Source organism: Pseudomonas sp. EA_105y_Pfl2_R69 (assembly GCF_963970915.1).
Taxonomy (GTDB): Bacteria; Pseudomonadota; Gammaproteobacteria; order Pseudomonadales; family Pseudomonadaceae; genus Aquipseudomonas.
In genome coordinates this window covers 145,141-169,578 of record NZ_CAXAOO010000001.1, presented here as the reverse complement: position 1 = coordinate 169,578, position 24,438 = coordinate 145,141, and the positions used below count along the sequence as shown (strand labels likewise).

24 protein-coding genes are annotated in these 24,438 nt (G+C 64.1%); 17 read left to right on the top strand and 7 right to left on the bottom strand.

The window, feature by feature from the left end:
• Positions 1–81 precede the first annotated feature (81 nt).
• The gene (locus tag AACY13_RS00725) at positions 82–1,395 is read left to right on the top strand and encodes an aspartate aminotransferase family protein (protein WP_339458393.1); all 1,314 of its coding nucleotides are present in this window, start codon (positions 82–84) and stop codon (positions 1,393–1,395) included.
• Positions 1,396–1,415: 20 nt separating this feature from the next.
• A complete protein-coding gene (locus AACY13_RS00720) occupies positions 1,416–1,781 on the top strand; it encodes a cupin domain-containing protein (protein ID WP_339458392.1) in 366 nt (121 codons plus the stop codon).
• A gap of 255 nt (positions 1,782–2,036) precedes the next feature.
• On the opposite strand, the gene rpmG is transcribed toward AACY13_RS00720, so the two are convergent.
• The gene (rpmG, locus tag AACY13_RS00715; RefSeq protein ID WP_022960960.1) at positions 2,037–2,192 is read right to left on the bottom strand and encodes a 50S ribosomal protein L33; all 156 of its coding nucleotides are present in this window, start codon (positions 2,190–2,192) and stop codon (positions 2,037–2,039) included.
• A gap of 10 nt (positions 2,193–2,202) precedes the next feature.
• Positions 2,203–2,439: a 50S ribosomal protein L28 gene (gene rpmB / locus AACY13_RS00710; RefSeq protein WP_090240685.1), complete on the bottom strand. Its 237-nt coding sequence runs from the start codon at positions 2,437–2,439 to the stop codon at positions 2,203–2,205.
• 352 nt (positions 2,440–2,791) lie between these two features.
• Between rpmB and AACY13_RS00705 the strand changes: the two genes are divergently transcribed.
• Positions 2,792–4,381: an ABC transporter substrate-binding protein gene (locus AACY13_RS00705; RefSeq protein ID WP_339458390.1), complete on the top strand. Its 1,590-nt coding sequence runs from the start codon at positions 2,792–2,794 to the stop codon at positions 4,379–4,381.
• Between the two features lie 78 nt (positions 4,382–4,459).
• Here AACY13_RS00705 and radC read toward each other — a convergent pair whose 3' ends face one another.
• Positions 4,460–5,134, bottom strand: coding sequence for a RadC family protein (radC, locus tag AACY13_RS00700; RefSeq protein ID WP_325505304.1), 675 nt, complete (start codon positions 5,132–5,134; stop codon positions 4,460–4,462).
• A 158-nt stretch (positions 5,135–5,292) separates the two neighbouring features.
• Between radC and coaBC the strand changes: the two genes are divergently transcribed.
• The 4 genes from coaBC (at position 5,293) to argB (ending at position 10,549) form a co-directional block, all read left to right on the top strand.
• On the top strand, positions 5,293–6,501 hold the full coding sequence (gene coaBC / locus AACY13_RS00695; RefSeq protein ID WP_339458388.1) for a bifunctional phosphopantothenoylcysteine decarboxylase/phosphopantothenate--cysteine ligase CoaBC: 1,209 nt from the start codon (positions 5,293–5,295) through the stop codon (positions 6,499–6,501).
• A gap of 27 nt (positions 6,502–6,528) precedes the next feature.
• Positions 6,529–6,984, top strand: coding sequence for a dUTP diphosphatase (gene dut / locus AACY13_RS00690; RefSeq protein ID WP_325505300.1), 456 nt, complete (start codon positions 6,529–6,531; stop codon positions 6,982–6,984).
• Between the two features lie 1,236 nt (positions 6,985–8,220).
• Positions 8,221–9,615 (top strand): phosphomannomutase/phosphoglucomutase, encoded by a 1,395-nt coding sequence (gene algC / locus AACY13_RS00685; RefSeq protein ID WP_339459967.1) that lies wholly within the window; start codon positions 8,221–8,223, stop codon positions 9,613–9,615.
• Positions 9,616–9,643: 28 nt separating this feature from the next.
• On the top strand, positions 9,644–10,549 hold the full coding sequence (argB, locus tag AACY13_RS00680) for an acetylglutamate kinase (RefSeq protein WP_339458382.1): 906 nt from the start codon (positions 9,644–9,646) through the stop codon (positions 10,547–10,549).
• A gap of 214 nt (positions 10,550–10,763) precedes the next feature.
• Here argB and AACY13_RS00675 read toward each other — a convergent pair whose 3' ends face one another.
• On the bottom strand, positions 10,764–11,351 hold the full coding sequence (locus AACY13_RS00675; RefSeq protein ID WP_339458380.1) for a DUF4124 domain-containing protein: 588 nt from the start codon (positions 11,349–11,351) through the stop codon (positions 10,764–10,766).
• Positions 11,352–11,376: 25 nt separating this feature from the next.
• Positions 11,377–12,018 (bottom strand): orotate phosphoribosyltransferase, encoded by a 642-nt coding sequence (gene pyrE, locus AACY13_RS00670; RefSeq protein ID WP_339458379.1) that lies wholly within the window; start codon positions 12,016–12,018, stop codon positions 11,377–11,379.
• Positions 12,019–12,111: 93 nt separating this feature from the next.
• Between pyrE and AACY13_RS00665 the strand changes: the two genes are divergently transcribed.
• A complete protein-coding gene (locus tag AACY13_RS00665; protein ID WP_339458378.1) occupies positions 12,112–12,891 on the top strand; it encodes an exodeoxyribonuclease III in 780 nt (259 codons plus the stop codon).
• Between the two features lie 54 nt (positions 12,892–12,945).
• Here AACY13_RS00665 and AACY13_RS00660 read toward each other — a convergent pair whose 3' ends face one another.
• Positions 12,946–13,317: a DUF4870 domain-containing protein gene (locus AACY13_RS00660; protein ID WP_339458377.1), complete on the bottom strand. Its 372-nt coding sequence runs from the start codon at positions 13,315–13,317 to the stop codon at positions 12,946–12,948.
• Between the two features lie 41 nt (positions 13,318–13,358).
• Positions 13,359–14,081, bottom strand: a complete 723-nt coding sequence (gene rph / locus AACY13_RS00655; protein ID WP_339458376.1) for a ribonuclease PH — start codon at positions 14,079–14,081, stop codon at positions 13,359–13,361.
• A 142-nt stretch (positions 14,082–14,223) separates the two neighbouring features.
• Between rph and AACY13_RS00650 the strand changes: the two genes are divergently transcribed.
• The 9 genes from AACY13_RS00650 to AACY13_RS00610 all read left to right on the top strand — a co-directional run bounded on the left by AACY13_RS00650 (position 14,224) and on the right by AACY13_RS00610 (position 24,423).
• Positions 14,224–15,087 (top strand): YicC/YloC family endoribonuclease, encoded by an 864-nt coding sequence (locus AACY13_RS00650; protein WP_339458375.1) that lies wholly within the window; start codon positions 14,224–14,226, stop codon positions 15,085–15,087.
• Positions 15,088–15,138: 51 nt separating this feature from the next.
• Positions 15,139–15,759, top strand: coding sequence for a guanylate kinase (gmk, locus tag AACY13_RS00645; RefSeq protein ID WP_339458373.1), 621 nt, complete (start codon positions 15,139–15,141; stop codon positions 15,757–15,759).
• 162 nt (positions 15,760–15,921) lie between these two features.
• Entirely contained in the window at positions 15,922–16,185 is a 264-nt protein-coding gene (rpoZ, locus tag AACY13_RS00640; protein WP_305621687.1) for a DNA-directed RNA polymerase subunit omega, read from the top strand.
• A 60-nt stretch (positions 16,186–16,245) separates the two neighbouring features.
• Entirely contained in the window at positions 16,246–18,354 is a 2,109-nt protein-coding gene (gene spoT, locus AACY13_RS00635; protein WP_339458366.1) for a bifunctional GTP diphosphokinase/guanosine-3',5'-bis pyrophosphate 3'-pyrophosphohydrolase, read from the top strand.
• Positions 18,355–18,667: 313 nt separating this feature from the next.
• Complete coding sequence (locus AACY13_RS00630) at positions 18,668–20,038, top strand: ABC transporter substrate-binding protein (RefSeq protein ID WP_339458365.1); 1,371 nt, start codon at positions 18,668–18,670, stop codon at positions 20,036–20,038.
• Between the two features lie 60 nt (positions 20,039–20,098).
• Positions 20,099–20,989, top strand: coding sequence for an ABC transporter permease (locus AACY13_RS00625; RefSeq protein WP_445262509.1), 891 nt, complete (start codon positions 20,099–20,101; stop codon positions 20,987–20,989).
• The gene (locus AACY13_RS00620; RefSeq protein ID WP_339458363.1) at positions 20,986–21,855 is read left to right on the top strand and encodes an ABC transporter ATP-binding protein; all 870 of its coding nucleotides are present in this window, start codon (positions 20,986–20,988) and stop codon (positions 21,853–21,855) included. Before AACY13_RS00625 ends, AACY13_RS00620 begins: the two co-directional genes overlap by 4 nt.
• 72 nt (positions 21,856–21,927) lie before the next feature.
• Positions 21,928–22,671 (top strand): GntR family transcriptional regulator, encoded by a 744-nt coding sequence (locus AACY13_RS00615; protein ID WP_339458361.1) that lies wholly within the window; start codon positions 21,928–21,930, stop codon positions 22,669–22,671.
• Between the two features lie 9 nt (positions 22,672–22,680).
• On the top strand, positions 22,681–24,423 hold the full coding sequence (locus AACY13_RS00610) for a fumarate reductase/succinate dehydrogenase flavoprotein subunit (protein WP_339458360.1): 1,743 nt from the start codon (positions 22,681–22,683) through the stop codon (positions 24,421–24,423).
• The last annotated feature ends 15 nt before the right edge of the window (positions 24,424–24,438 follow it).

Sequence of the window (24,438 nt, the reverse complement as noted above, 5' to 3'; positions counted from 1 at the left end):
ACATAGACTGCGCAAAATCCTTCGCCAACCCTTTATTTGCGCCCGCGGATGACCAGCATGACCTTCGACAGCAGCGTCAACATGATCAGAAAAACAAACAGTCTCGACAATTTCTGGATGCCCTTCACCGCCAATCGTCAATTCAAGGCCAAACCGCGCCTACTGGAAAGCGCCGCCGGCATGTACTTCACCAGCGACGACGGCCGGCAGATTCTCGATGGCACCGCCGGGCTGTGGTGCTGCAACGCTGGCCATGGCCGCCACGAGATCACCGAGGCGGTGAGCCGGCAAATCGCCAAGCTGGACTTTGCCCCGACCTTCCAGATGGGCCACCCACTGCCGTTCGAGCTGGCCAACCGCCTGGCCGAAATCGCCCCGCCCGGCCTGAACAAGATCTTCTTCACCAACTCCGGCTCCGAGTCGGCCGACACCGCTCTGAAGATCGCCCTGGCCTACCAGCGTGCCATCGGCCAGAGCTCGCGCACCCGCCTGATCGGCCGCGAACTGGGCTATCACGGCGTCGGCTTCGGCGGCATCTCGGTCGGCGGCATGGTCAACAACCGCCGCGCCTTCCCCCTGCAATTGCCGGGGGTCGACCACCTGCCGCACACCCTGGATATCGCGCGCAATGCCTTTAGTACCGGTCTGCCGGAGTTCGGCATCGAGAAGGCCGACGAGCTGGAGCGCCTGGTGACCCTGCACGGCGCGGAGAATATCGCCGCGGTCATAGTCGAGCCCATGTCCGGCTCGGCCGGGGTGATCCTGCCGCCAGTCGGCTATCTGCAGCGCCTGCGCGAGATCACCCGCAAGCACGGCATCCTGCTGATCTTCGACGAGGTCATCACCGGCTTCGGCCGCGTCGGCAAGGCCTTCGCCGCCCAGCGCTGGGGCGTCACCCCGGACCTGATCACCACCGCCAAGGGCCTGACCAACGGGGCCATCCCCATGGGTGCGGTGTTTGTCGACGAGCGTATCCACGACGCCCTGATGCAGGGGCCGGACGGCATCGAACTGTTCCACGGCTATACCTACTCGGGTCACCCGGTAGCCTGTGCCGCGGCCCTGGCCACCCTGGACATCTACCAGCAGGAGCAGCTGTTCGAGCGCGCCATCGAGCTGGAAGGCTACTGGCAGGACGGCCTGCACAGCCTGCGGGACCTGCCCAATGTGCTCGACATCCGCGCCATCGGCCTGGTCGGCGGCGTGCAGCTGACAGCGAACAGCCAAGGCCCCGGCAAACGCGGCTTCCAGGTGTTCGAGCAGTGCTTCCACAACGACCTGATGGTTCGGGTGACCGGCGATACACTGGCCATGTCACCGCCGCTGATCGTGACCAAGGCGCAGATCGACACCCTGGTCGAAAAGCTCGCCGACGCGATCCGCCAGGCCGACTAACCCTCCTACGGAATATTCACATGCATATCGAAAAGATCGTCGATTTCGCCCAGACCAACAGCGCCACCGAACACTACCGCCCCGCCCCGGAGAAAGTCCTCAAGGGCGACCCCGCGCAAAGCGTGCGCAACCACTTCGGTAGTCCCTGCGGCCAGTTCAACGCGGGCATCTGGGAAGGCGCGGTGGGCCAGTGGACGGTCAACTACAGCGAGCACGAGTACTGCGAAATCCTCGCCGGCGTGTCGGTGCTGCGCGATCAGGACGGCAACGCCAAAACCCTGCGCGCCGGCGACCGCTTCGTCATCCCGGCCGGTTTCTCCGGCACCTGGGAAGTGCTCGAAGCCTGCCGCAAGGTCTATGTGATCTTCGAGCAGGCCCAGGCCTGAGCAACCCGCTCATGTGTCACCCTTTAGCCCGCCCCGAGCGGGCTTTTTTACGCCCCGCCTGCGTGTCGCATAGGCGATAGCCCTCGCCCAAGGGGCCGCGCGTCGAGCAGCGCTGCCGCCGCGGCTGCAACCGCACATCCCCGCGCCCATTCCACTCCGGCGGTCTGCGCCGCCGCGACAACGCCATCCCGGAGTAAATCCCAGGCAAGAAAAAGCCCGCACGGGGCGGGCTTCTTCGGCAAGGCGGGCGATCAATTACTTGATCTTGCCTTCCTTGTACATCACGTGCTTACGCACAACCGGATCGAATTTTTTAATTTCGATTTTGTCCGGAGTGGTGCGCTTGTTTTTGTCGGTAGTGTAGAAATGACCAGTACCGGCACTCGAGATCAAACGGATCAGTTCGCGCATGACTTACTCCTTAAACCTTTTCGCCACGAGCGCGCAGCTCGGACAGAACGACGTCAATACCACGCTTGTCGATGCAACGCATGCCTTTGGCAGAAACGCGCAGACGCACAAAACGGTTCTCAGACTCGACCCAGAAGCGATGATGCTGCAGGTTCGGCAGGAAACGACGACGGGTTTTGTTGTTTGCGTGGGAAATGTTATTCCCGGTTACCGGACCCTTACCGGTAACTTGACAGACTCTCGACATGCCTCAGCCCTCTAAAACCACATGCCCAACCCGGCATGGGTTGGCCGCTTAAACTCAATATCATTGGCGCTCGGCGCCGCGTATCTCGAGGGTCTTACCAGCTGCACAACAAAGTGCACGAACCGGGCCCCTACAAAAGAGCGCTGCTTTATACCAGAAAGCCCAAGACGCAACAAGGCCAAGCGTACTTTGACCGAAGCTGTCGCCCCACCGTTTTCCCTGCGCCACCAGCCGGGCCGGGCATCCGCCGCTCGTCGCCCGGCCCGGCTGTTCGAGCGCGCGCTTATCGTCTAGGGTAAGGCTTTTGCCGACGAGCCCTGCTGGCCGCATCGGTACCAAGAGGGAGTTTGCCATGCGTCGTCTTGCCCCAACGCTACTGCTCGTCAGCCTGCTGAGCCCGCTGATGGTTCAGGCCGCCACCCTCAGCGTCTGTACCGAGGCCAGCCCGGATGGCTTCGACGTGGTGCAGTACAACTCGCTGACCACCACCAACGCCTCCGCCGATGTGCTGATGAACCGCCTGGTGGACTTCGACGCCACCAGCGGCCAGCTGCTGCCGAGCCTGGCGCAGAGCTGGGAGGTCAGCGCAGACGGCCTGAGCTACAGCTTTGTCTTGCGCGAAGATGTCGCCTTCCACGAAACCGACTACTTCAACCCCAGTCGCCCACTGAACGCCGACGACGTGCTGTTCAGCTTCCAGCGCATGCTCGACAGCGCCCACCCCTGGCACAAGGTGGCTCCCAGCGGCTATCCCCACGCCCAGTCGATGCAGCTACCCGGCCTGATCAAAAGCATCGACAAGACCGGCGAACACAGCCTGCGCTTTAGCCTGAACCGCCCCGACGCGACCTTTCTCGCCACCCTGAGCATGGGTTTCGCCTCCATCTATTCCGCCGAATATGCCGGGCAGTTGATGCAGGCCGGCACCCCGGAAAAACTCAACAGCCAGCCCATCGGCAGCGGTCCGTTCGTCTTCAGGCGCTTCCAGAAGGATGCCCAGGTGCGCTACAGCGCCCACCCGCGCTACTTCGCCGGCCCACCCGCGGTGGATCAGCTGGTGTTTGCCATAACCCCGGATGCCAATGTGCGCCTGCAGAAGCTGCGCCGCGGCGAATGCCATATCGCCCTCTCGCCCAAGCCCCAGGACGTACAGGCCATCGCCGGCGACAGCCGCCTCAAGAGCGAACGCAGTGCCGCCTTTATGACGGCCTTCGTCGCCCTCAACAGCCAGCATCCTCCGCTGGACCAAGCACCCGTGCGCCAGGCGATCAACCTGGCCTTCGACAAGGCCAGCTACCTGCAGGCGGTGTTCGAAAACAGCGCCGAGGCCGCCAACGGCCCCTACCCGGCCAATACCTGGAGCTACGCCAGCGAGCTGCCTGGTTATGCCTATGACCCGGCCAAGGCCCGCGCCCTGCTGGCCGACGCCGGCCTGGCGGAGGGCTTCAAGACCAGCATCTGGACCCGCCCCAGCGGCAGCCTGCTCAACCCCAACCCCAGCCTCGGCGCGCAATTGCTCCAGGCCGACCTCGCCAAGGTCGGCATCCAGGCCGAAATCCGCGTGATCGAATGGGGCGAGCTGATCCGCCGCGCCAAGGCCGGCGAGCACGACCTGCTGTTTATGGGCTGGGCCGGCGACAATGGCGACCCGGACAATTTCCTCACCCCGCAATTCGCCTGCGCCTCGCTGGAGTCCGGGCTGAACTTCGCGCGCTACTGCGACCCGCAACTGGACAAACTAATTGCAGACGGCAAGACCATCAGCGACCAGGCGCAGCGCAGCCAGCTGTATAAGGAGGCGCAGCGGATCATCCAGCAGCAGGCCCTGTGGCTGCCCCTGGCCCATCCGACCGCCTATGCCCTGACCCGCCAGGAAGTGCAGGGTTACCGGGTCAGCCCCTTCGGCCGCCAGGATTTCGCCAAGGTGCGCCTGCGGCCTTGATTCTGCGCCAACTGCTGGGTCGACCCGCGCACGACCCGGCTGGGCTTCGCAAGCTCAGCCTGCGCGGCCCGACCCAACCTACAGCCAGCCGTACTCGGCCATCGACAGCGGCTCGCCGTCGCCGACGATAAAGTGGTCGAGCACCCGCACATCCACCAGCTCCAGGGCCTCCTTCAGGCGACGGGTCAACACCCGATCCGCCTGACTGGGCTCGGCTACGCCCGATGGGTGGTTGTGGGTCAGAATCAGCGCCGCAGCGTTATGCGCCAGCGCCCGCTTGACCACCTGGCGCGGGTAGACGCTGGCGCTGTCGATGGAGCCATGAAACAACGCCTCGAAGCCCAGCACCCGATGCTTGGCATCGAGAAACAGGCAGCCGAAGACTTCGTGGGGTTCGTGGCGCAGCAGCGCCTTGAGGTAATCGCGCACCGCCTGCGGGCTCTCCAGGGCGGAATCGCGGCGTAACTGCTCGGCCAGATGGCGGCGGGCCATTTCCAGCACCGCCTGCAGCTGGGCGAACTTGGCCGGGCCCAGCCCCAGGCGCTGGCTGAAGGACGGCAAATCGGCCTGCAGCAGGGCGCGCAGCCCGCCGAAATCGCCGAGCAGGTGACGCGCCAGGTCCACCGCACTCTGCCCGGCCACGCCGGTGCGCAGAAAGATTGCCAGCAACTCGGCATCGGTCAGGCTGACGGCCCCCTGGGCCAGTAATTTCTCCCGCGGGCGTTCTGCCGCGGGCCAATCGCGAATGCTCATAACACCTCCTTGTGGACCTCCCGCCAGCCCCAGGCAAAGGCCGCAGGGCTAGGCGCACCGCTGCTCCTGCGCGGCCTCTGTGCTATCGTAGCGCAACTTTTGCGCGGCGGCCGGCGCACCGCCGCGGCGCACATCCACCGTCTATAAAAGGCAGGCCTATGCAGCGGCTTTATCGGAAACGCATCATCGTGGGCGTGGGCGGCGGCATTGCCGCCTACAAGAGTGCCGAGCTGGTTCGCCGACTCAAGGATCTGGACGCCGACGTGCGCGTGGTCATGACCCGGGCCGGCCGCGAGTTCATTACCCCGCTGACCCTGCAAGCCCTCTCCGGCCACCCGGTGCACCTGGACCTGCTCGACCCCGCCGCCGAAGCCGCCATGGGCCATATCGACCTGGCCCGCTGGGCCGACCTGGTGCTGATCGCCCCGGCCACCGCCGACCTGATGGCGCGCCTGGCCCAGGGCGTGGCCGACGACCTGCTGACCACCCTGGTGCTGGCCACCGATGCCCCCGTGGCGCTGGCTCCGGCGATGAACCAGGCCATGTGGCGCGACCCGGCGACCCAGGCCAACGCCCAGCTGCTCACGCAGCGTGGTTTCAAGTTATTTGGTCCGGCGGCCGGCGAGCAGGCCTGTGGCGATGTCGGCCCGGGGCGCATGCTGGAAGCCGAACAACTGGCGCAATGCGCCGCCGACTGTTTCCAGGGCCAGGCGCTGACCGGCAAGCATGTACTGATCACCGCGGGGCCGACCCAGGAAAACATCGACCCGGTGCGTTACATCACCAACCACAGCTCCGGCAAGATGGGCTTCGCCCTGGCCGAAGCCGCCGCCGAAGCGGGGGCCAGGGTCACCCTGATCAGCGGCCCGGTGCACCTGCCAACCCCCGAACGGGTCGAGCGCATCGACGTCACCAGTGCCCGCGACATGCTCGCCGCCTGCGAGGCCGCCATGCCCTGCGACCTGCTGATTGCTGCCGCCGCGGTTGCCGATTACCGCCCGGAAGTGGTCGCCCAGCACAAATTGAAGAAAGACCCCAGCAGCGGCGACGGTTTGCTCCTGCAAATGGTGCGCAACCCGGATATTCTCGCCACTCTGGCCGGACGCAGCGACCGCCCCTTCAGCGTCGGTTTCGCCGCCGAGACCGAGAACCTCCTGGAGTACGCCTCGCGCAAACTCAAGGACAAGAACCTCGACCTGATCGTCGCCAATGACGTGGCCAATCCCAGCATCGGCTTCAACAGCGAGGAGAACGCCATCACCATCATCGACCGCGAACTGCAGCAGAGCAGCTTCGGCCAGACCAGCAAGAGCAAGATCGCGCGCCAGCTGATCGGTCTGATCGCCGAGCGCCTGTCCCGCACCTGAAGCCACCTACAGCATAACGAGTCCCGCATGCACGCCTTACAAGCCAAGATCCTCGACCCGCGCCTGGGTCACGAATTTCCTCTGCCGCAATACGCCACGCCGGGCTCTGCCGGCCTCGACCTGCGCGCCATGCTCAAGCAGGAGCTGGTGCTCGAACCCGGGCAGACCGTGCTGATCCCCACCGGCCTGTCGATCTATATCGGCGACCCGGGCCTGGCGGCGATGATCCTGCCGCGTTCGGGCCTGGGCCATAAACATGGCATCGTGCTCGGCAACCTGGTCGGCCTGATCGACTCGGACTACCAGGGCGAGCTGATGGTGTCCTGCTGGAACCGCGGGCAGAGCGCCTTCACCATTGCCATCGGCGAGCGTATCGCCCAGCTGATTCTGGTGCCGGTGGTCCAGGCGCATTTCGAGCTGGTCGAGCAGTTCGACGAAAGCCAGCGCGGCGCAGGCGGCTTCGGCCACTCCGGCAGCCACTGATTGCCCCATTGATTGCAGGATGAACCGTCGAGGAGACGCCGCATGAAACTCTTCAAGCGCACTGCCAGGGATGCAGCCTCCGCCGACCCTGGCCGCCAGGCCGCAAGCTCCGCGCCGAGCCCCCGACAGCAGGCCGCCAATGCCATCCTGCCGGGTCTGCTGGCCGCACTCGCCGGGCTGCTCGTCGCCGGCGGCCTGCTCTGGTTCGGCATCCTCGACAGCAGTCAGCAACGGCAGCAGCAACAGCTCAGCCAGGCCTGGGGCAGCAGCCAGGCCTCGGCCCTGGACAAGGCTCTGCAACAACTGGCCGCGAACACCGCCAGCGCCGCACGCAATCCGCAACTGCTGGAGGCCCTGCAAAGCCAGGACAGCAACCAGCTGCGCGCCGCCGAACGCAACCTCGGTCACTGGCACGGGGTGGTCGATGCCCATCTCAATGCCCGCGGCCAGGCCCGCCAGGACATGGCCCGCAGCGCGCCGATGAACTTTGCCGCGCTGGATATGCTGCGCCGGGTGGAAAGCGGGCAGAACCCCGCCCCCGAAGCCTACAAGGTCGGCCAGCGCTGGCTGGTCTATAGCGCCGCGCCGCTGCGCCTGAGGGACGGCGAGCCGCTATATGGCACCCTGCTCCTGGCGGTCGACCTCGACCAGTTGCTGGCCAGCCTGCCCGTCCTGCCGGCGGATGTCGGCCAGGTCCGGCTGAGCCAGCAGTTCAGCAATACCGCCGCCCAGGTGCTGGCCAGTATCGGCCAGGCCAGCGGCCAGGCCCAGACGTTCCCCAGCAGCAATCCCAACTGGACCCTCGACTTTACCCCGGGCCCGGCACTGCAGCAGCTGGCCTACTCGCCAGTGCTGCTGCTGATCATCGGCCTGATCGCCCTGCTCGGCTCCCTGCTGGGCCTGCACCAGCTGCACAGCAGCCTGCAGCGCCGCCTGCACAAGGATGTCATGCAGCTGGCCCAACTGATCAAAGAACTCTCGGCCGGCAAGGCAGTCAAAGCCTTCAGCCTGAGCCTGCCAGCGCTCGACAGCCTGGCCCACGCTCTGGCACGTCTGCCACGCCGAGCCCATGAAACTGCCGCGCGCCCGCCCGCGGAAACGTCCGCCCCGACACCCGACACATTGCAAGCGGCACCGGCCGGCCTGGTTGATCCACTGTTTGAAGACACCGATATCCTCGATATCGATATTCTCGATGAAGACCAGGATCTCCTGGGACTGGAGCAACCCCCTGTCATGACTATTCAACAAACCGCACCCAGCTTACCCGCCGATATTTTCCGCGCCTACGATATCCGTGGCGTGGTCGGCAGCAGCCTGACCGCGGAAAGCGCCTACTGGATCGGCCGCGCCATTGGCTCGCAGAGCCTGGCCCAGGGCGAAGCGAACATCGCCGTGGGCCGTGACGGCCGCCTGTCTGGCCCGGAGCTGGTGCAACAGCTGATCCAGGGCCTGCTCGACTGCGGCTGCAATGTCAGCGACGTCGGCATGGTGCCGACCCCGGTGGTCTACTACGCCGCCAATATCCTCGCCGGCAAGTCCGCGGTGATGCTCACCGGCAGCCACAACCCGCCGGACTACAACGGTTTCAAGATCGTCATCGCCGGCGACACCCTGGCCAACGAGCAGATCCAGGCGCTGAAGACGCGCATCGACAACAACGACCTGGCCAGCGGCGTCGGCTCGGTCGAGCAGGTCGATGTGCTGCAGCGCTACTTCCAGCAGATCCGCGACGACATCGCCATGGCGCGACCGCTGAAAGTGGTGGTCGACTGCGGCAACGGTGCGGCCGGGGTGATCGCCCCGCAACTGATCCAGGCCCTGGGCTGCACGGTGATTCCGCTGTTCTGCGAGGTGGACGGCAACTTCCCCAACCACCACCCGGACCCGGGCAAGCCGGAAAACCTGGTCGACCTGATCGCCAAGGTCAAGGAAGAGAAGGCAGACCTCGGCCTGGCCTTCGATGGCGACGGCGACCGCGTCGGCGTGGTGACCAACAGCGGAGCCATGATCTACCCGGACCGCCTGCTGATGCTGTTCGCCAAGGATGTGGTGTCACGCAACCCGGGGGCCGACATCATCTTCGACGTCAAATGCACGCGCCGCCTGACCCCGCTGATCAGCGGCTACGGCGGCCGCCCGGTGATGTGGAAAACCGGCCACTCGCTGATCAAGAAGAAGATGAAGGAGACCGGTGCCCTGCTGGCCGGCGAGATGAGCGGGCATATCTTCTTCAAGGAGCGCTGGTTCGGCTTCGACGACGGCCTCTATGCCGCCGCCCGCCTGCTGGAGATTCTCAGCCAGGACAAGCGCGATGCCGACCAGGTGTTCGGGGCCTTCCCCAACGACATCGCCACCCCGGAAATCAATATCCAGGTCACCGAACAGAACAAGTTCGGCATTATCGAGCGCCTGCAACGCGATGCGGTCTGGGGTGAGGGCAATATCACCAGCCTCGACGGCGTGCGCGTCGACTACCCCAAGGGTTGGGGCCTGGTGCGCGCCTCCAATACCACGCCGGTCCTGGTGTTGCGCTTCGAGGCGGAAAACGAGGGCGAACTCGAACGCATCAAGGAAGTGTTCCGCGCCCAGCTCTACAGCGTCGTACCCGAAATGAATCTGCCTTTTTGATTAATACCGCTTACCACTGGAGCCCTGCATGACCCTCGAACGTGATGCCGCCACCAACGTCGCCAAGGTACTGTCCGAAGCGCTGCCCTATATTCGCCGCTTCGTTGGCAAGACCCTGGTGATCAAATACGGCGGCAACGCCATGGAAAGCGACGAGCTGAAAACTGGTTTCGCCCGCGATATCGTGCTGATGAAGGCGGTGGGCATCAACCCGGTGGTGGTGCACGGCGGCGGCCCGCAGATCGGCGACCTGCTCAAGCGTCTGTCCATCGAGAGCCATTTTATCGACGGCATGCGCGTCACCGACACGGCCACCATGGACGTGGTGGAGATGGTCCTCGGCGGCCAGGTCAACAAGGACATCGTCAACCTGATCAACCAGCATGGCGGCAGCGCCATCGGCCTGACCGGTAAGGATGCCCAGCTGATCCGCGCCAAGAAGCTCAAGGTCAGCCGCAAGACCCCGGAGATGACCCAGCCGGAAATCATCGACATCGGCCATGTCGGCGAAGTCACCGGGGTCAATACCGACTTGCTCAACATGCTGGTCAAGGGCGACTTTATCCCGGTCATCGCGCCGATCGGCGTCGGCCCGGACGGCGAGTCCTACAACATCAACGCCGACCTGGTGGCCGGCAAGGTGGCCGAGGCGCTGAAGGCCGAGAAGCTGATGCTGCTGACCAATATCGCCGGGCTGATGGACAAGCAGGGCGAGGTGCTTACCGGCCTGACCACCGAGCAGGTCGACGGCCTGATCGCCGACGGCACCATCTACGGCGGCATGCTGCCGAAGATCCGTTGCGCCCTGGAAGCGGTGCAGGGTGGCGTCAACAGCGCCCACATCATCGACGGCCGGGTACCCAACGCGGTGTTGCTGGAAATCTTCACCGACAGCGGCGTCGGCACCCTGATCTGCAACCGCAAGCGGCCCTGATCAGCCCCGGCAAGGCGAATCGGCCAGCCCTTGAGCTGGCCGAGCGGCACTGGACTAGCAGGCTGTTGAAAAACGTAGGCGAGGCAGGCAAGACAAGGCAAAAACGGCCGAAAAAGCGGAGTTTACGTGCTGTAAATGAGCATTTTGACTGGGCTCGCACGCGAGGCCGTTTTTAACGCAGTATTGTCAACGCAGGTGGTTTTTCAACGGCCTGCTAGCGGCCTGTCAGCTGCTTGAGCCTATTGAGGTCGGCGTCGAAATTGGCATCCGCCTGCTCACGCAGCGCCCGGTAGCGCTCGATATCGCCTTGCAGGCGCGCCTGCTCGGCAATCTGGTTGTTGATCTGCGCCAGCAAATGCGCGGGCACTTCGCGGCCGCCGCGCTCATGCTCGGCGGCCTGGCTCTGCAGGTTACCCTGCTGGGTACGCACCGACTGCAGATTGCCCCGCGCCACGCCAATCAGGCCATCGAGCTCGGCCAGCTTGCGCTGCCGGGCCCGCTCGACGTCTTCCGGGGTGCTGTAGAGCCGCAGCAGCTGCACATCGGAGAGCGCCTGCGCCTTCTCCAGCTGCATACGCCGCAGTTCCTCGGCAGTCGGGGCCGGGGGAATCACGCGGATCACCCGCCCCTGCTCGTTCAGCACTTCGTAGCCACGGGCTATATGCTCTGGCGGCACGCCCTGGCGACTGAGAACCGTGGTACCGCGCTCGTCGGTGTAACGGTACAGCTCGAGCGCACTCGCCATGGCCGGCAGCAGTAGGCCCAACAGCAGCGAACAGCGGATCAGCATGGTTTTGCGCATCGATGCAGTACCTTATTTCAAGAAATCAGATGCCGTATTCGGCGCGGTAAGCCTCTACCGCAGGCAGATACTGCTTGAGTTGCGCATCGCCTGCCAGGTATTCCAGCACCTGCTGCAGTGACACAATGCTCACCACTGGCATGCCATAGTCGCGCTCGACTTCCTGAATCGCCGACAGCTCGCCCTTGCCCCGCTCCTGACGGTTCAATGCGATCAGCACGCCGGCGGCCTGCGCGCCCTGGGCCTGGATGATCTGCATCACCTCGCGAATGGCCGTACCGGCGGTGATCACATCGTCGACGATCAACACCCGCCCGGCCAGCGGTGCCCCCACCAGGGTGCCACCCTCGCCATGGTCCTTGGCTTCCTTGCGGTTGAAACACCAGGGCAGGTCGCGCTGATGATGCTCGGCCAGGGCCACCGCGGTGGTCGCCGCCAGCGGAATGCCCTTGTAAGCCGGGCCGAATAGAACGTCGAAGGCGATTGCGCTGTCTACCACCGCAGCGGCATAGAAACGCCCCAGCTGAGCCAGGGCCGAACCACTGTCGAATAACCCGGCATTGAAGAAATACGGGCTGATCCGCCCGGACTTCAGGGTGAACTGACCAAAGCGCAGGACCCCACGCTCGATGGCAAAACGGATGAAATCGCGCTGGTACGCTTGCATGAAAAAGCCCCGGACAACACGGATCTGCTAGGAATTTAGCTAATTAGAGGTGAGCTCGGGTATCATACACGCACGTGATTTTGGGGGCCATTTATGCGGATCATCAGTGTGAACGTGAATGGTATTCATGCTGCAGTCGAGCGCGGTTTGCTCAGCTGGCTGCAAGCACAGAATGCCGACGTCATCTGTCTGCAGGACACCCGCGCCTCCGCCTTTGAACTGGACGACCAAGCCCTCCAACTGGATGGCTATTTCCTCTATGCCTGCGATGCTGAAGTACCAAGCCAAGGTGGCGTGGCACTCTACTCGCGGTTGCAACCCAAGGCGGTAATCAGCGGCCTCGGCTTTGAAATGGCCGATCGCTACGGGCGCTACCTGCAGGCCGATTTCGACAAGGTAAGTATCGCCACCCTGTTGCTGCCATCGGGGCAGAACGGCGATGAAAGCTTGAACCAGAAGTTCAAGTTTATGGACGACTTCACCCATTATTTGGACAAGCAGCGCCGCAAGCGCCGCGAGTACATCTACTGCGGTTCGCTCTACGTGGCGCACCAGAAACTCGACGTGAAGAACTGGCGCGACTGCCAGCAATCGCCGGGCTTTCTCGCACCCGAACGGGCCTGGATGGATGAAGTGGTCGGCACCATGGGCTATGTCGACGCCCTGCGTGAAGTCAGCCGCGAAGGCGAGCAGTTCAGCTGGTGGCCGGACAGCGAGCAGGCCGAGCTACTCAATCTGGGTTCGCGCTACGACTACCAGCTGCTGACCCCGGGCATGCGCCGCAGCGTGCGCAGCGCACGCCTGCCGCGCCAGCCGCGCTTCTCCCAGCATGCGCCGCTGATCGTCGATTATGACTGGACGCTCAGCGTCTGATCGACAGGCAGAAAAAAGCCGGCGTGATGCCGGCTTTTTTCTGCCCATCTGTTTTTATTTCACCAGCCGCCAGACGAATGGATAGCGGTAGGCCTGGCCTTCATTGGCCTTGATCCCGGCAATGATGGTCAGCACCAGTGCGGCAACCCCGACCAGCACCAGCAGCGGGAAGCCGATGATCACCACCATCAGCAGGAAACACAGCACCATCGCCAGCGCCACGCTGATCTGGAAGTTCAGGGCTTCCTTGCCCTGCTCATCGACAAAGGGGTCGAGGTCCTTCTTGATCTGCCAGACGATCAGTGGCCCGAGCAGATTGCCGAAGGGAAACACCAGCCCGAAAAAGGCCGCGAAGTGACAGAACATCGCCCATTGCCGGGCTTCCTGACTAGGTGCCTGCTGCGGCACTGGGGACTCGTCGCTCATGGTGCTTCTCCTTAGCGTAGCAATAGAGGCGTTGCGGGTAATCAGTCAGCCAAGGCCGCCTGCTGCAACTCGAACAGCTCGGTCATGCCTTTCTGCGCCAGCGCCAGCATGGCATTCAGCTCGGCCGGTTGGAAGGGCGCGCCCTCGGCCGTGCCCTGCACTTCGATAAAGCCGCCGGCACTGGTCATCACCACGTTGAGGTCGGTTTCCGCCGCCGAATCCTCCAGATAATCCAGGTCCAGCACCGGCTCGCCTTGGTACATGCCCACCGATACCGCGGCGATCATCTGCTTGAGCGGGTCGCCACCTTTCAGGCCACCACGTTTCTTGATCACTTTCAGCGCATCGACCAGGGCGACCATGGCACCGGTGATGGACGCGGTGCGAGTTCCGCCATCAGCCTGGATCACGTCGCAATCGACATACAGGGTGTTCTCGCCCAGCTTGCTCATATCCAGCGCAGCGCGCAGCGATCGGCCGATCAGGCGCTGGATCTCCAGGGTGCGACCGCCCTGCTTGCCACGGCTGGCTTCGCGCTGATTGCGATCACCGGTGGCGCGCGGCAGCATGCCGTACTCGGCGGTCAGCCAGCCCTGGCCCTGGCCCTTGAGGAAGCGCGGCACACCCGACTCGACGCTGACCGTGCAAATCACTTTGGTATCGCCAAATTCCACCAGCACCGAACCCTCGGCATGCTTGGTGTAGTTGCGGGTGATGCGAATCGAGCGCAACTGATCGGCGGTGCGGCCACTGGGACGTTTCATCTGGGAATACCTGCTCTTAATAAAAAATCTGCCCGGCATTATAGGGCCGCCGGCGGTCGCCGGCATGCCGAATTGGGAGCGATCGACGCACTGCGCTACAATCCTGCGCTTTGAGCTACGACGTTTCCGCGAGGTTTGCCCCATGATCCACAGCATGACTGCCTTCGCCCGCGCCGAACAGGCCGGCACCAATGGCACCCTGAGCTGGGAGCTGCGTTCGGTCAATCACCGCTACCTGGAACCCCATCTGCGCCTGCCGGAAGCCTTTCGCGACCTCGAAGGCGCGGTGCGCGAAGCGCTGCGCAGCGGCCTGTCGCGCGGCAAAGTCGAATGCACCCTGCGCTTTACCGAAGACAGCACCGGCAAGGCCCTGCAGGTCGACCTGACGCGCGCCGCACAACTGGTGGCGGCTGCGCAGAGCGTAGCCGACCTGATCCAGCAGCCCGCCCCGCTCAACCCCCTGGAAGTGCTCGGCTGGCCCGGCGTACTGGTGGCCGATGCGGCCGACCCACAAACCCTCAACAAGGCGGCCCTGGTCCTCTTCAACCAGGCCCTGGACGAGCTGAAAAAAGGCCGTTCGCGCGAAGGTGCCGAACTGGCCAAGCTGCTCAACGAACGCCTGGACGGCATCGCCGCCGAGGTCGCCGCCCTGCGCGAGCTGGTGCCGCAGATGCTCGCCAGCCAACGGCAAAAGATCCTCGACCGCTGCGCCGAGATGCAAGCCGAACTCGACCCCCAGCGCCTCGAGCAGGAACTGGTGCTGCTCGCGCAGAAAAGCGACGTCGCCGAAGAACTCGATCGCCTGGTCACCCATGTCGGCGAAGTGCGCCGCGTTCTCAAGGCCGGCGGCCAGGCCGGACGCCGCCTGGACTTCCTGATGCAGGAACTCAACCGCGAAGCCAACACCCTCGGCTCCAAGGCCTTCGACACCCGCAGCACTCAGGCCGCGGTGAATTTGAAAGTGCTGATCGAGCAGATGCGCGAACAAGTGCAGAACATCGAATAACCCAGCGCGCGACGCTGCTACCCTACGAGCAAAGTTTTCCAGGATGCATCCATGACCGTCACCACCGGCACCCTCTATATCGTTTCCGCCCCCTCCGGCGCGGGCAAGACCAGCCTGGTCAAGGCGCTGATCGACAGCGAAGCGCAGATCCGCGTCTCGGTGTCGCACACCACCCGGGCCATGCGCCCGGGCGAAGTTGAAGGGGTCAACTACCACTTCGTCAGCCGCGAACAGTTCCATGCCATGCTCGACAAAACCGAGTTCCTCGAGCATGCCGAAGTGTTCGGCAACCTCTATGGCACCTCCCAGGAGTGGGTCAAGCAGACCCTCGCCGAAGGCTACGACCTGATTCTGGAAATCGACTGGCAGGGTGCCCAGCAGGTGCGCCGACTGATGCCGGAGGCCAAATCGATCTTTATCCTGCCGCCAACCCAGGAAGCCCTGCGCCATCGCCTGACCAACCGCGGCCAGGACAGCGGCGAAATCATCGAGCGGCGCATGCGCGATGCGGTCAGCGAAATGAGCCACTACGTGGAATACGACTACCTGCTGATCAACGACGACTTCGCCCATGCGCTCAGCGACCTGAAGTCCATTTTCCGCGCCAACCAACTGCTGCAGGGGCCGCAACAGCAGCGCCACAGCGGCCTGCTTAGCGAACTGTTGGTATAAGCCGCAATGCGCCGTATGCGGCAGGCAGCAAACACTAGTAACCGGGGTATTTCTTGCCGCTGGTAGCTTAAAGCTTGCGGCCGCACCACGGGCTTAACTAGACTACCCAGTCCGCCCGCCCATTTGGGCCCGCTTTATTACGCATTTGCTACGAGGAACACCATGGCCCGCGTTACCGTCGAAGATTGCCTGGATCACGTTGATAACCGCTTTGAGCTGGTCATGCTCGCCACCAAGCGTTCGCGCCAGCTGGCCACCGGCGGCAAAGAGCCGAAGCTCGCCTGGGAAAACGACAAGCCGACCGTAGTCGCCCTGCGCGAAATCGCTGCCGGCCTGATGAGCTACGACGTCATCGCCCAGGACGAGATTGTCGAGGAAGAACCGCTGTTTGCCGCATTCGAGGAAGAGGCCAACGAGCCTCTGTAAGCCTATGCAGGGTCGACGTCGCCAGGCGCAGGGTTATCTGAATCGGCAGGGGGAACGCCCATGCCGAGCATAGACGCCCTCGCCGACAGACTTTCGACCTACCTCGACGACGACCAGGTCAATCTGATCCGTCGCGCCTATTTCTACGCCGAGCAGGCCCACGACGGCCAGCGCCGCCGTAGCGGCGAAGCCTACGTCACCCACCCCCTGGCGGTGGCGAGCATCCTCGCCGATATGCACATGGACCATCAGAGCCTGATGGCCGCCATGCTGCATGACGTGATCGAAGACACCGGTATCGCCAAGGAAGCCCTCGACGCGCAGTTCGGCGAATCCGTGGCCGAGCTGGTCGATGGGGTCAGCAAGCTGACCCAGATGAACTTCGAGACCAAGGCCGAGGCCCAGGCCGAGAACTTCCAGAAAATGGCCATGGCCATGGCCCGCGATATCCGCGTGATCCTGGTCAAGCTGGCCGACCGCCTGCACAACATGCGTACTCTGGAAGTGCTGTCCGGCGAAAAACGCCGGCGTATCGCCAAGGAAACCCTGGAAATCTACGCGCCCATCGCCAACCGCCTGGGCATGCACAGCATGCGCATCGAGTTCGAGGACCTGGGCTTCAAGGCCATGCACCCGATGCGCTCCGAGCGCATCCGCGCCGCCGTGCGCCGGGCCCGCGGCAACCGCAAGGAAATCGTCAACAAGATCGAGGAATCGATCAGCCACTGCCTGGCCCGCGAGGGCATGGAAGGCGAGGTGATGGGCCGCGAGAAGCACCTCTATGGCATCTACCAGAAGATGCGCGGCAAGCGTCGAGCCTTCAACGAGATCATGGACGTCTACGCCTTCCGCATCATCGTCGACAAGGTCGACACCTGCTACCGCGTGCTTGGTGCCGTGCACAATCTGTACAAGCCGCTGCCGGGCCGCTTCAAGGACTACATCGCGATCCCCAAGGCCAACGGCTACCAGTCGCTGCACACCACCCTGTTCGGCATGCACGGCGTGCCGATCGAGATCCAGATCCGCACCCGCGAGATGGAAGAGTTGGCCAACAACGGCATCGCCGCCCACTGGCTGTACAAATCCAACGAGGAAGACCAGCCCAAGGGCAGCCACGCTCGCGCCCGGCAGTGGGTCAAGGGCGTGCTGGAGATGCAGCAGCGCGCCGGCAACTCGCTGGAATTTATCGAAAGCGTGAAGATCGACCTGTTCCCCGACGAGGTCTATGTCTTCACCCCCAAGGGGCGGATCATGGAGCTGCCCAAGGGTTCGACCGCGGTCGATTTTGCCTACGCGGTGCACACCGACGTCGGCAACACCTGCATCGCCTGCCGCATCAATCGTCGCCTGGCACCGCTGTCCGAGCCGCTGCAGAGCGGGGCCACGGTGGAAATCGTCAGCGCCCCCGGCGCACGGCCGAACCCGGCCTGGCTCAACTTCGTGGTCACCGGCAAGGCGCGTACCCATATCCGCCACGCCCTCAAGCTGCAACGCCGTTCCGAGTCGATCAGCCTCGGCGAGCGTCTGCTCAACAAGGTGCTGGCCGGCTTCAACAGCCGGGTCGAGAAGCTTGCGCCGGAACGGGTCAAGGCGGTGCTCGACGAATATCGCCTGGAGGTCATCGAAGACCTGCTCGAAGACATCGGCCTGGGCAATCGCATGGCCTATGTGGTGGCGCGCCGCCTGCTCAGCGAAGGCGGCGAAACCCTGCAGAACACCGAAGGCCCACTGGCGATCCGCGGCACCGAAGGCCTGGTGCTGAGCTATGCGAAATGCTGCACGCCGATCCCCGGCGACCCCATCGTTGGCCACCTGTCCGCCGGCAAGGGCATGGTGGTGCACCTGGAAACCTGCAGGAATATCGGTGAAATCCGGCACAACCCGGAGAAGTGCATCCAGCTGTCCTGGGCCAAGGATGTCGCCGGCGAATTCAATGTCGAGCTGCGCGTCGAGCTGGAACACCAGCGCGGCCTGATCGCCCTGCTGGCCGGTAGCGTCAACGCCGCCGACGGCAATATCGAGAAGATCAGCATGGACGAGCGCGACGGCCGCATCAGTGTGGTCCAGCTCATCGTCAGCGTGCATGATCGCGTCCACCTGGCCCGCGTGATCAAGAAGCTGCGCGCGCTCAAAGGCGTGGTGCATATATCCCGCGTACGCGCTTAAGCGAGCAAAACCCTCCTAGAACAGCCCACAAACTGTACTTATCCCGCCCGCATCTCTCCTGCACTTGCCTTACTTGTTCTAGACCCCGCGCCAGCGCTTGCGCCGGCTTGGCTCTTGCGCGCGCGCAACGCACCAGCAAAGGGCGATTGAGCGAAAAATCACGCTTGACCGAAGGGTCATAAAACCTCGCAATTAGCTGTTTAAAAACAGTCATCTATGCCGATTTCGGCGCCCCCTGGCACGGCCGGTGCACCTTTCAAAGCAGGCGTTATGTCCTGTTAGTACAAGTTGCCCAACCGACAAGGGGAAGACTATGCACAACCCAAACAGCCTGTTCACCACCCTGCTATTCGGCTCGATTCTGGCGTTCAGCGGCGCGGCCGCTGCAGAGAAAATCACCATCGGTATCGGCCATCAGAGCATGGTCACCAACACCGTTTCCGGCGGCATCGTGCTGGAGAAACTCAAACTGATCGAAAAGTACCTGCCAACCGCCGGCAAGTACGCCGATGCGAAATACACCATCGAATTTCGCGACTACGACTCCGGCCCGCCGATCACCAACCAGATGCTCGCCGGCAAGCTGGATTTCGGTGTGATGGGCGACTACCCCTTGATCGTCAACGGCGCCAAGTTCCAGGAAACCGGCAAGCAGCAGAGCCGCTTTATCGCGGTGACCGGCTACAACCTCAAGGGCACCGGCAACGCCATCGTAGTGCCGGCCGCCTCTTCGGTGCAGTCGTTGGCCGATCTTGCTGGCAAGACTATTTCGGTACCGGTCGGCAGCGCCGCCTGGGGCATGACGCTCAAGGCGCTGCGTGACGCCGACCTGTTCGACAAGGTCAGCATCGCCAACCAGAGCCCGCCAGTGGGCGCGGCCAATATCGCCGCCGGCAAGATCGACGCCCACGCCGATTTCTGCCCCTGGTCGGAGATCATGGAATTCCGCGGCACCGCACGAAAGATCTTCGACGGCAGCGAGGCCGGGGTGCCGACCTTCCACGGCATCGTGGTACGCGATGAATTCGCCAAGCAGTACCCGGAAGTGGTCGAGGCGGTGCTGATGGCGACGCTGGAAGCACAGCGCTGGATTCAGGACGATCCGATGACTGCCGCCACCCAGGTCGCCGAATGGACCGGCGCGGAGAAGGAGGTGCTCTACCTCTATTTCAGCAACGGCGGCATCTCCACCATGGAAGCCAGTATCAAGCCGCAATGGGTCGAGGCGCTGAAGTACGACCATGCGCTGCTGCAGAAAGAGATGAAGATCCCCGACCTGGATTTCGCCGCCTGGATCGACGCCAGCTACCTGAAGAAAGCCTACGCCGCCAGCGGCCTGGACTACGACGCCATGGTCGCCAGCGTGGTGGCTTCAGAGCCGCGCAACCCGGCACTCAAGCCCGCGGAAATCTGGTTCAAGGATAAGGGTGTGGTGGCCTACGACAGCGTCGCCGCCATGCTCGCCGCCGCCGAGGAAGCCAAGGCCGATGGTCAGGCGATCAACAGCACCTACGTCTACGACAACCTCACCGGGCTCAAGCTGTTCGGCAAGGCCGCCTACCTGGTCAAGGACAAGAGCGGCGAGGTGCTGGCCTTTATGAAGAAAGCCGACTCGCAGCAGCACGTCGCCCAGCACGGCGGCACTGCGCTGCTAAGCGCCGAACCGCTGGCCATGCTGCCCTAATCCGCCTGAGCGCCCCACGCGCCGCAGAGCGCACGGGCGCACCTGAGCCGAGGATTGACCATGAGCGTTAAACAGAACCTTGCGTTGCAGCCTGCGGATGCGGTCAGCCCTGCGCTGCTGGCGGTGCCGCCGAGTCCGAGCCCAACCGCGCCGACGCCACGCCGGCGGCACCTGCCGGCCAATTTCGCCCACTACCTGGTGCGCACAGGTGCCCTGGTGATGGCCGTGCTGCTCTGGCATTTAGCCGCCAGCAACGACTTCAACCTGTTGCTGAACTTCGAAAACATCCCCACCCCCGTGGTGGTCGGCGAAGCCTTGCTGGTGCAACTGGCCAGCCAGGAGTTCTACCTGCATATCGGTCACAGCCTGGAACGCATCGCCATCGCCTACGCCATGGCGGTGGTCCTCGGCGTGCTGCTCGGGGTGCTGATGGGCCGCTCGCGCTGGGCCGAGGACATCATCCTGCCGTATATCGAGCTGCTGCGGCCGATCCCGGCGGTGGCCTGGATTCCCCTGGCGATCCTGATGCTGCCGAGCGAGCAGTCGAGCATCGTCTTTATCACCTTTCTCGGCGCGCTCTTTCCCATCGTGCTGAACACCGTGCACGGTGTCGAGCAGACCCCCGACGTGCTGGTGCGCGCCGCCCGCAGCCTGGGCGCGAGCAAGCGCGCGATCCTCTGGCACGTGGTCATTCCCGGTGCCATGCCGAGCATAGTCGCGGGCCTGGCGATCGGCATGGGCGTGGCCTGGTTCTCTCTGCTGGCCGGGGAAATCATCAGCGGCCAGTACGGCATCGGCTACTTCACCTGGACCTCCTACACCCTGATCCAGTACCCGCAAATCATCATCGGCATGCTCACCATCGGCGGTCTCGGCACCCTCTGCACGTTGCTCGTGCGCAAGGCCTGTACCCCGCTGCTGCGCTGGCAAGCCAAAGGAGGCCGGCCATGAACAGCGCCGTCATCGACAACCGCCTGGCCGTGCTCGACCACAGCCGCCAGCGCGCCCAGGCCGAAACCAGCGGGCGCGGGCATATCCGCGTGCAGGACGTGCATATCGAGTTCGACCACAACGGCGGCAAGCGCGCCGCGGTGCAGAACGCCCAGCTGGAAATCAAACCCGGTGAATTTGTCTGCCTGCTCGGCCCGTCCGGCTGCGGCAAGTCGACCCTGCTCAACGCCATCGCCGGCTTCGTTCAGCCGACCCGCGGCAGCTTGAGCATCGACGGTTTGGCCGTTACCGAGCCCGGCCCGGATCGCGGCATGGTGTTCCAGCAGCACTCGCTGTTCCCCTGGAAAACCGTGCGCGACAACGTCGCCTTCGGCCCGCTGATGGCCGGCGTCGGGCGCAACGAGGCCATGAGCGTGGCGCGCACCTTCCTTTCCCTGGTGGGCCTGGCGGCGTTCGAGGAAGCCTACCCGAGCACCCTGTCCGGCGGTATGCAGCAGCGCGTCGGCATCGCCCGCGCCCTGGCCAACTACCCCAGCGTGCTGCTGATGGACGAGCCGTTCGGCGCCCTGGATGCGCAGACGCGAATCATGATGCAGGAGAACCTGCTGCAGATCTGGCGCGAGTTCCGCAATACCCTGGTGTTCGTTACCCACGACATCGACGAGGCGGTGTTCCTCTCCGACCGCATCGTGGTGATGAGCGCCAGCCCAGGCCGGATCATCGCCGACATCGCGGTGCCGCTGCCGCGCCCGCGCGAGCAGAGCCTGCTGACCAGCCCCGAGTTCATCGCCCTCAAGCGCCAGTGCATGGAGCTGATCCGTCAGGAAACCCTGTGCGCTTTCCAACAACAGAACCAGGTGGGCTGAGCCATGAACGCACAGCCCTTACTCACGTCCGCGCTCGACATGACCTGTCATGACAGGCTGGAGATTTCCCCCGTGAACGGCATCCAACAGCTCGCCCCCGGGCAGTCGCCACTGCCGCTGTATGTGCAGATCCGCGACAGCCTGCGCCAGCAGATCCTCGAAGGCAGCTACGCGGTACACGCCCGCCTGCCCTCGGAGAACCAGCTGATGCAGGCCTACGGCGTCAGCCGCATCACCATTCGCCAGGCCCTGCGCGACTTGCACAACGAGGGCCTGGTGTTCAGCGCCCAGGGCAAGGGCACCTACGTCAGCAAACCCAAGGCGGTGCAGAACGTGCAGCGCCTGCAGGGCTTCGGCGAGGCCATGGCGGCCCAGGGTTACGAGGCCACCGCGCGGCTGCTCTCGATCCAACAGCGCAAGCCGCCCAAGGCGGTGGTCGCCGCCCTGCATCTTACGCCCGGCGAAGACGTGGTCGAGGTCAAGCGCGTGCGCTACCTCAACCGCGAGGCGGTGTGCGTGGAGAACAGCTACTTCCCCCTGGATATCGGCCGCAGGCTGTTCGGCCTGGACCTCTCCGGCGACATCTTCCCGATGCTGGAAAACCTCTTCGGCATTGCCCTTGGCCGCGCCGATATCGGCCTCGACGCCATGCTCGCCGACGACGAGGTGCAGCACCTGCTCGGCCTCAAGGCCGGCGAAGCGATCCTGCGGGTCGAGCGCCTGACCCACGACCGCGGCGGCCGCCCGATCGATTTCGAATACCTCTGCTACCGCGGCGACTCATTCAAATACCAGTTCCGAGTGGATCGGAAATAGGAGACGACTATGACTACCACCCACATCAATGGCATCCCGGTGATCGACACCGACGTGCTGGTAATTGGCGGCGGCACCGCCGGCCCGATGGCCGCCGTGACCGTCAAGGAGCTGGACCCGAGCCTCAAGGTGATCCTGCTGGAGAAGGCCAACGTCAAGCGCTCCGGTGCCATCTGCATGGGCATGGACGGCCTCAACAACGCCGTGGTCCCCGGCCACGCCACGCCCGAGCAGTACGTCAAGGAAATCACCATCGCCAACGACGGCATCGTCCATCAACCGGCGCTGCTGGCCTACGCCCAGCGCTCGTTTCCGATGATCGAGAAGCTCGATTCCTGGGGCGTGCACTTCCAGAAGGACGAAACCGGCGACTACGACATGAAGAAGGTCCATCACCTCGGCACCTACGTGCTGCCGATGCCCGAGGGCCATAACGTCAAGAAGATCCTCTACCGCCGCCTGCGCCGGGTGCGGGTGGAAATCGAAAACCGCTTCCAGGCCACCCGCCTGCTCAAGGATGCCGAGGGCAATATCGCCGGGATGATCGGGGTCAACACCCGCACCGCCGAGCCAATCATCATCCGCGCCAAGGCGGTGATCATGGCCACCGGCGCCGCCGGGCGCATCGGCCTGCCGAATTCCGGCTACCTGTTCGGCACCTACGAGAACCCGGCCAACTGCGGCGACGGCCATGCCATGGCCTATCACGTCGGTGCCGACCTGGTGAACCTGGAGTGCTTCCAGGTCAACCCGCTGCTCAAGGACTACAACGGCCCGGCCTGCGCCTACGTCACCGGCCCGCTCGGCGGCTTCACCGCCAACGCCTACGGCGAGCGCTTTATCGAGTGCGACTACTGGTCCGGGCAGATGATGCTGGAGTTCTTCAAGGAGCTGGAGTCCGGCACCGGTCCGGTGTTCCTCAAGCTCGATCACCTGGCCGAGGAAACCATCCAGGAAATCGAGACCGTGCTGCACACCAACGAGCGGCCGACCCGCGGGCGCTTCCACGAGGGCCGCCAGGTCGACTACCGCCAGCGCATGGTCGAGATGCATATCTCCGAGATCGGCTTCTGCTCCGGCCACTCGGCCTCCGGGGTGTGGACCGACGAAACCGGCGCGACCACGGTGCCCGGCCTGTACGGTGCCGGCGACATGGCCTCGGTAGCGCACAACTACATGCTTGGTGCCTTCGTCTACGGGCAGATCTGCGGCGAGAGCGCCACCGCCTTCGCCCAGGCCCGTGGCGAAATTCAGCTCGACGAGGCGTTTATCGCCGCCGAACTGGCGCGCATCCAGGCGCCGCTGCTGGTCAAGGACGGCATCCCGCCGGAGCAGATGGAATACAAGGTACGCCGCCTGGTAAACGATTACCTGCAGCCGCCCAAAGTCACCAAGAAGCTGGAGATCGGCCTGGAACGCATCCTCGCCGTGCGCGCGGATGTGCCCAAACTCTTCGCCGCCGACCCCCACGAACTGCTGCGCGCCCTGGAAGTGCAATCGATCATCGACTGCGCCGAGATGGCCGCACGCGCCTCGCTGTACCGCACCGAATCGCGCTGGGGCCTGTACCACTACCGGGTCGATTTCCCCGAGCAAAACGACGCCGAGTGGTTCTACCACAGCCGCCTGTTCAAGGACGCAGACGGCCAGATGGCCCACGGCAAACGCCCGGTCGCCGACTACGTGGTGGCCCTCGGCGACGAGAAGGACGCCTACAGCAAGTTGCGCGTGAAGAAAGCCGCCAATGCCTGATCGAGCAGTGTGGGC

Excerpts from the sequence above, each read along its gene's own strand:
- AACY13_RS00720 (WP_339458392.1), top strand. The coding sequence starts at position 1,416 with ATGCATATCGAAAAGATCGTCGATTTCGCCCAGACCAACAGCGCCACC.
- rpoZ (WP_305621687.1), top strand. The coding sequence starts at position 15,922 with ATGGCCCGCGTTACCGTCGAAGATTGCCTGGATCACGTTGATAACCGC.
- rph (WP_339458376.1), bottom strand. The coding sequence starts at position 14,081 with ATGAAACGTCCCAGTGGCCGCACCGCCGATCAGTTGCGCTCGATTCGC.
- gmk (WP_339458373.1), top strand. The coding sequence starts at position 15,139 with ATGACCGTCACCACCGGCACCCTCTATATCGTTTCCGCCCCCTCCGGC.
- algC (WP_339459967.1), top strand. The coding sequence starts at position 8,221 with ATGACTATTCAACAAACCGCACCCAGCTTACCCGCCGATATTTTCCGC.
- AACY13_RS00650 (WP_339458375.1), top strand. The coding sequence starts at position 14,224 with ATGATCCACAGCATGACTGCCTTCGCCCGCGCCGAACAGGCCGGCACC.
- coaBC (WP_339458388.1), top strand. The coding sequence starts at position 5,293 with ATGCAGCGGCTTTATCGGAAACGCATCATCGTGGGCGTGGGCGGCGGC.
- AACY13_RS00725 (WP_339458393.1), top strand. The coding sequence starts at position 82 with ATGATCAGAAAAACAAACAGTCTCGACAATTTCTGGATGCCCTTCACC.
- AACY13_RS00620 (WP_339458363.1), top strand. The coding sequence starts at position 20,986 with ATGAACAGCGCCGTCATCGACAACCGCCTGGCCGTGCTCGACCACAGC.
- AACY13_RS00610 (WP_339458360.1), top strand. The coding sequence starts at position 22,681 with ATGACTACCACCCACATCAATGGCATCCCGGTGATCGACACCGACGTG.
- AACY13_RS00675 (WP_339458380.1), bottom strand. The coding sequence starts at position 11,351 with ATGCGCAAAACCATGCTGATCCGCTGTTCGCTGCTGTTGGGCCTACTG.
- pyrE (WP_339458379.1), bottom strand. The coding sequence starts at position 12,018 with ATGCAAGCGTACCAGCGCGATTTCATCCGTTTTGCCATCGAGCGTGGG.
- rpmB (WP_090240685.1), bottom strand. The coding sequence starts at position 2,439 with ATGTCGAGAGTCTGTCAAGTTACCGGTAAGGGTCCGGTAACCGGGAAT.
- AACY13_RS00705 (WP_339458390.1), top strand. The coding sequence starts at position 2,792 with ATGCGTCGTCTTGCCCCAACGCTACTGCTCGTCAGCCTGCTGAGCCCG.
- dut (WP_325505300.1), top strand. The coding sequence starts at position 6,529 with ATGCACGCCTTACAAGCCAAGATCCTCGACCCGCGCCTGGGTCACGAA.
- radC (WP_325505304.1), bottom strand. The coding sequence starts at position 5,134 with ATGAGCATTCGCGATTGGCCCGCGGCAGAACGCCCGCGGGAGAAATTA.
- AACY13_RS00625 (WP_445262509.1), top strand. The coding sequence starts at position 20,099 with ATGAGCGTTAAACAGAACCTTGCGTTGCAGCCTGCGGATGCGGTCAGC.
- spoT (WP_339458366.1), top strand. The coding sequence starts at position 16,246 with ATGCCGAGCATAGACGCCCTCGCCGACAGACTTTCGACCTACCTCGAC.
- argB (WP_339458382.1), top strand. The coding sequence starts at position 9,644 with ATGACCCTCGAACGTGATGCCGCCACCAACGTCGCCAAGGTACTGTCC.
- rpmG (WP_022960960.1), bottom strand. The coding sequence starts at position 2,192 with ATGCGCGAACTGATCCGTTTGATCTCGAGTGCCGGTACTGGTCATTTC.
- AACY13_RS00665 (WP_339458378.1), top strand. The coding sequence starts at position 12,112 with ATGCGGATCATCAGTGTGAACGTGAATGGTATTCATGCTGCAGTCGAG.
- AACY13_RS00630 (WP_339458365.1), top strand. The coding sequence starts at position 18,668 with ATGCACAACCCAAACAGCCTGTTCACCACCCTGCTATTCGGCTCGATT.
- AACY13_RS00660 (WP_339458377.1), bottom strand. The coding sequence starts at position 13,317 with ATGAGCGACGAGTCCCCAGTGCCGCAGCAGGCACCTAGTCAGGAAGCC.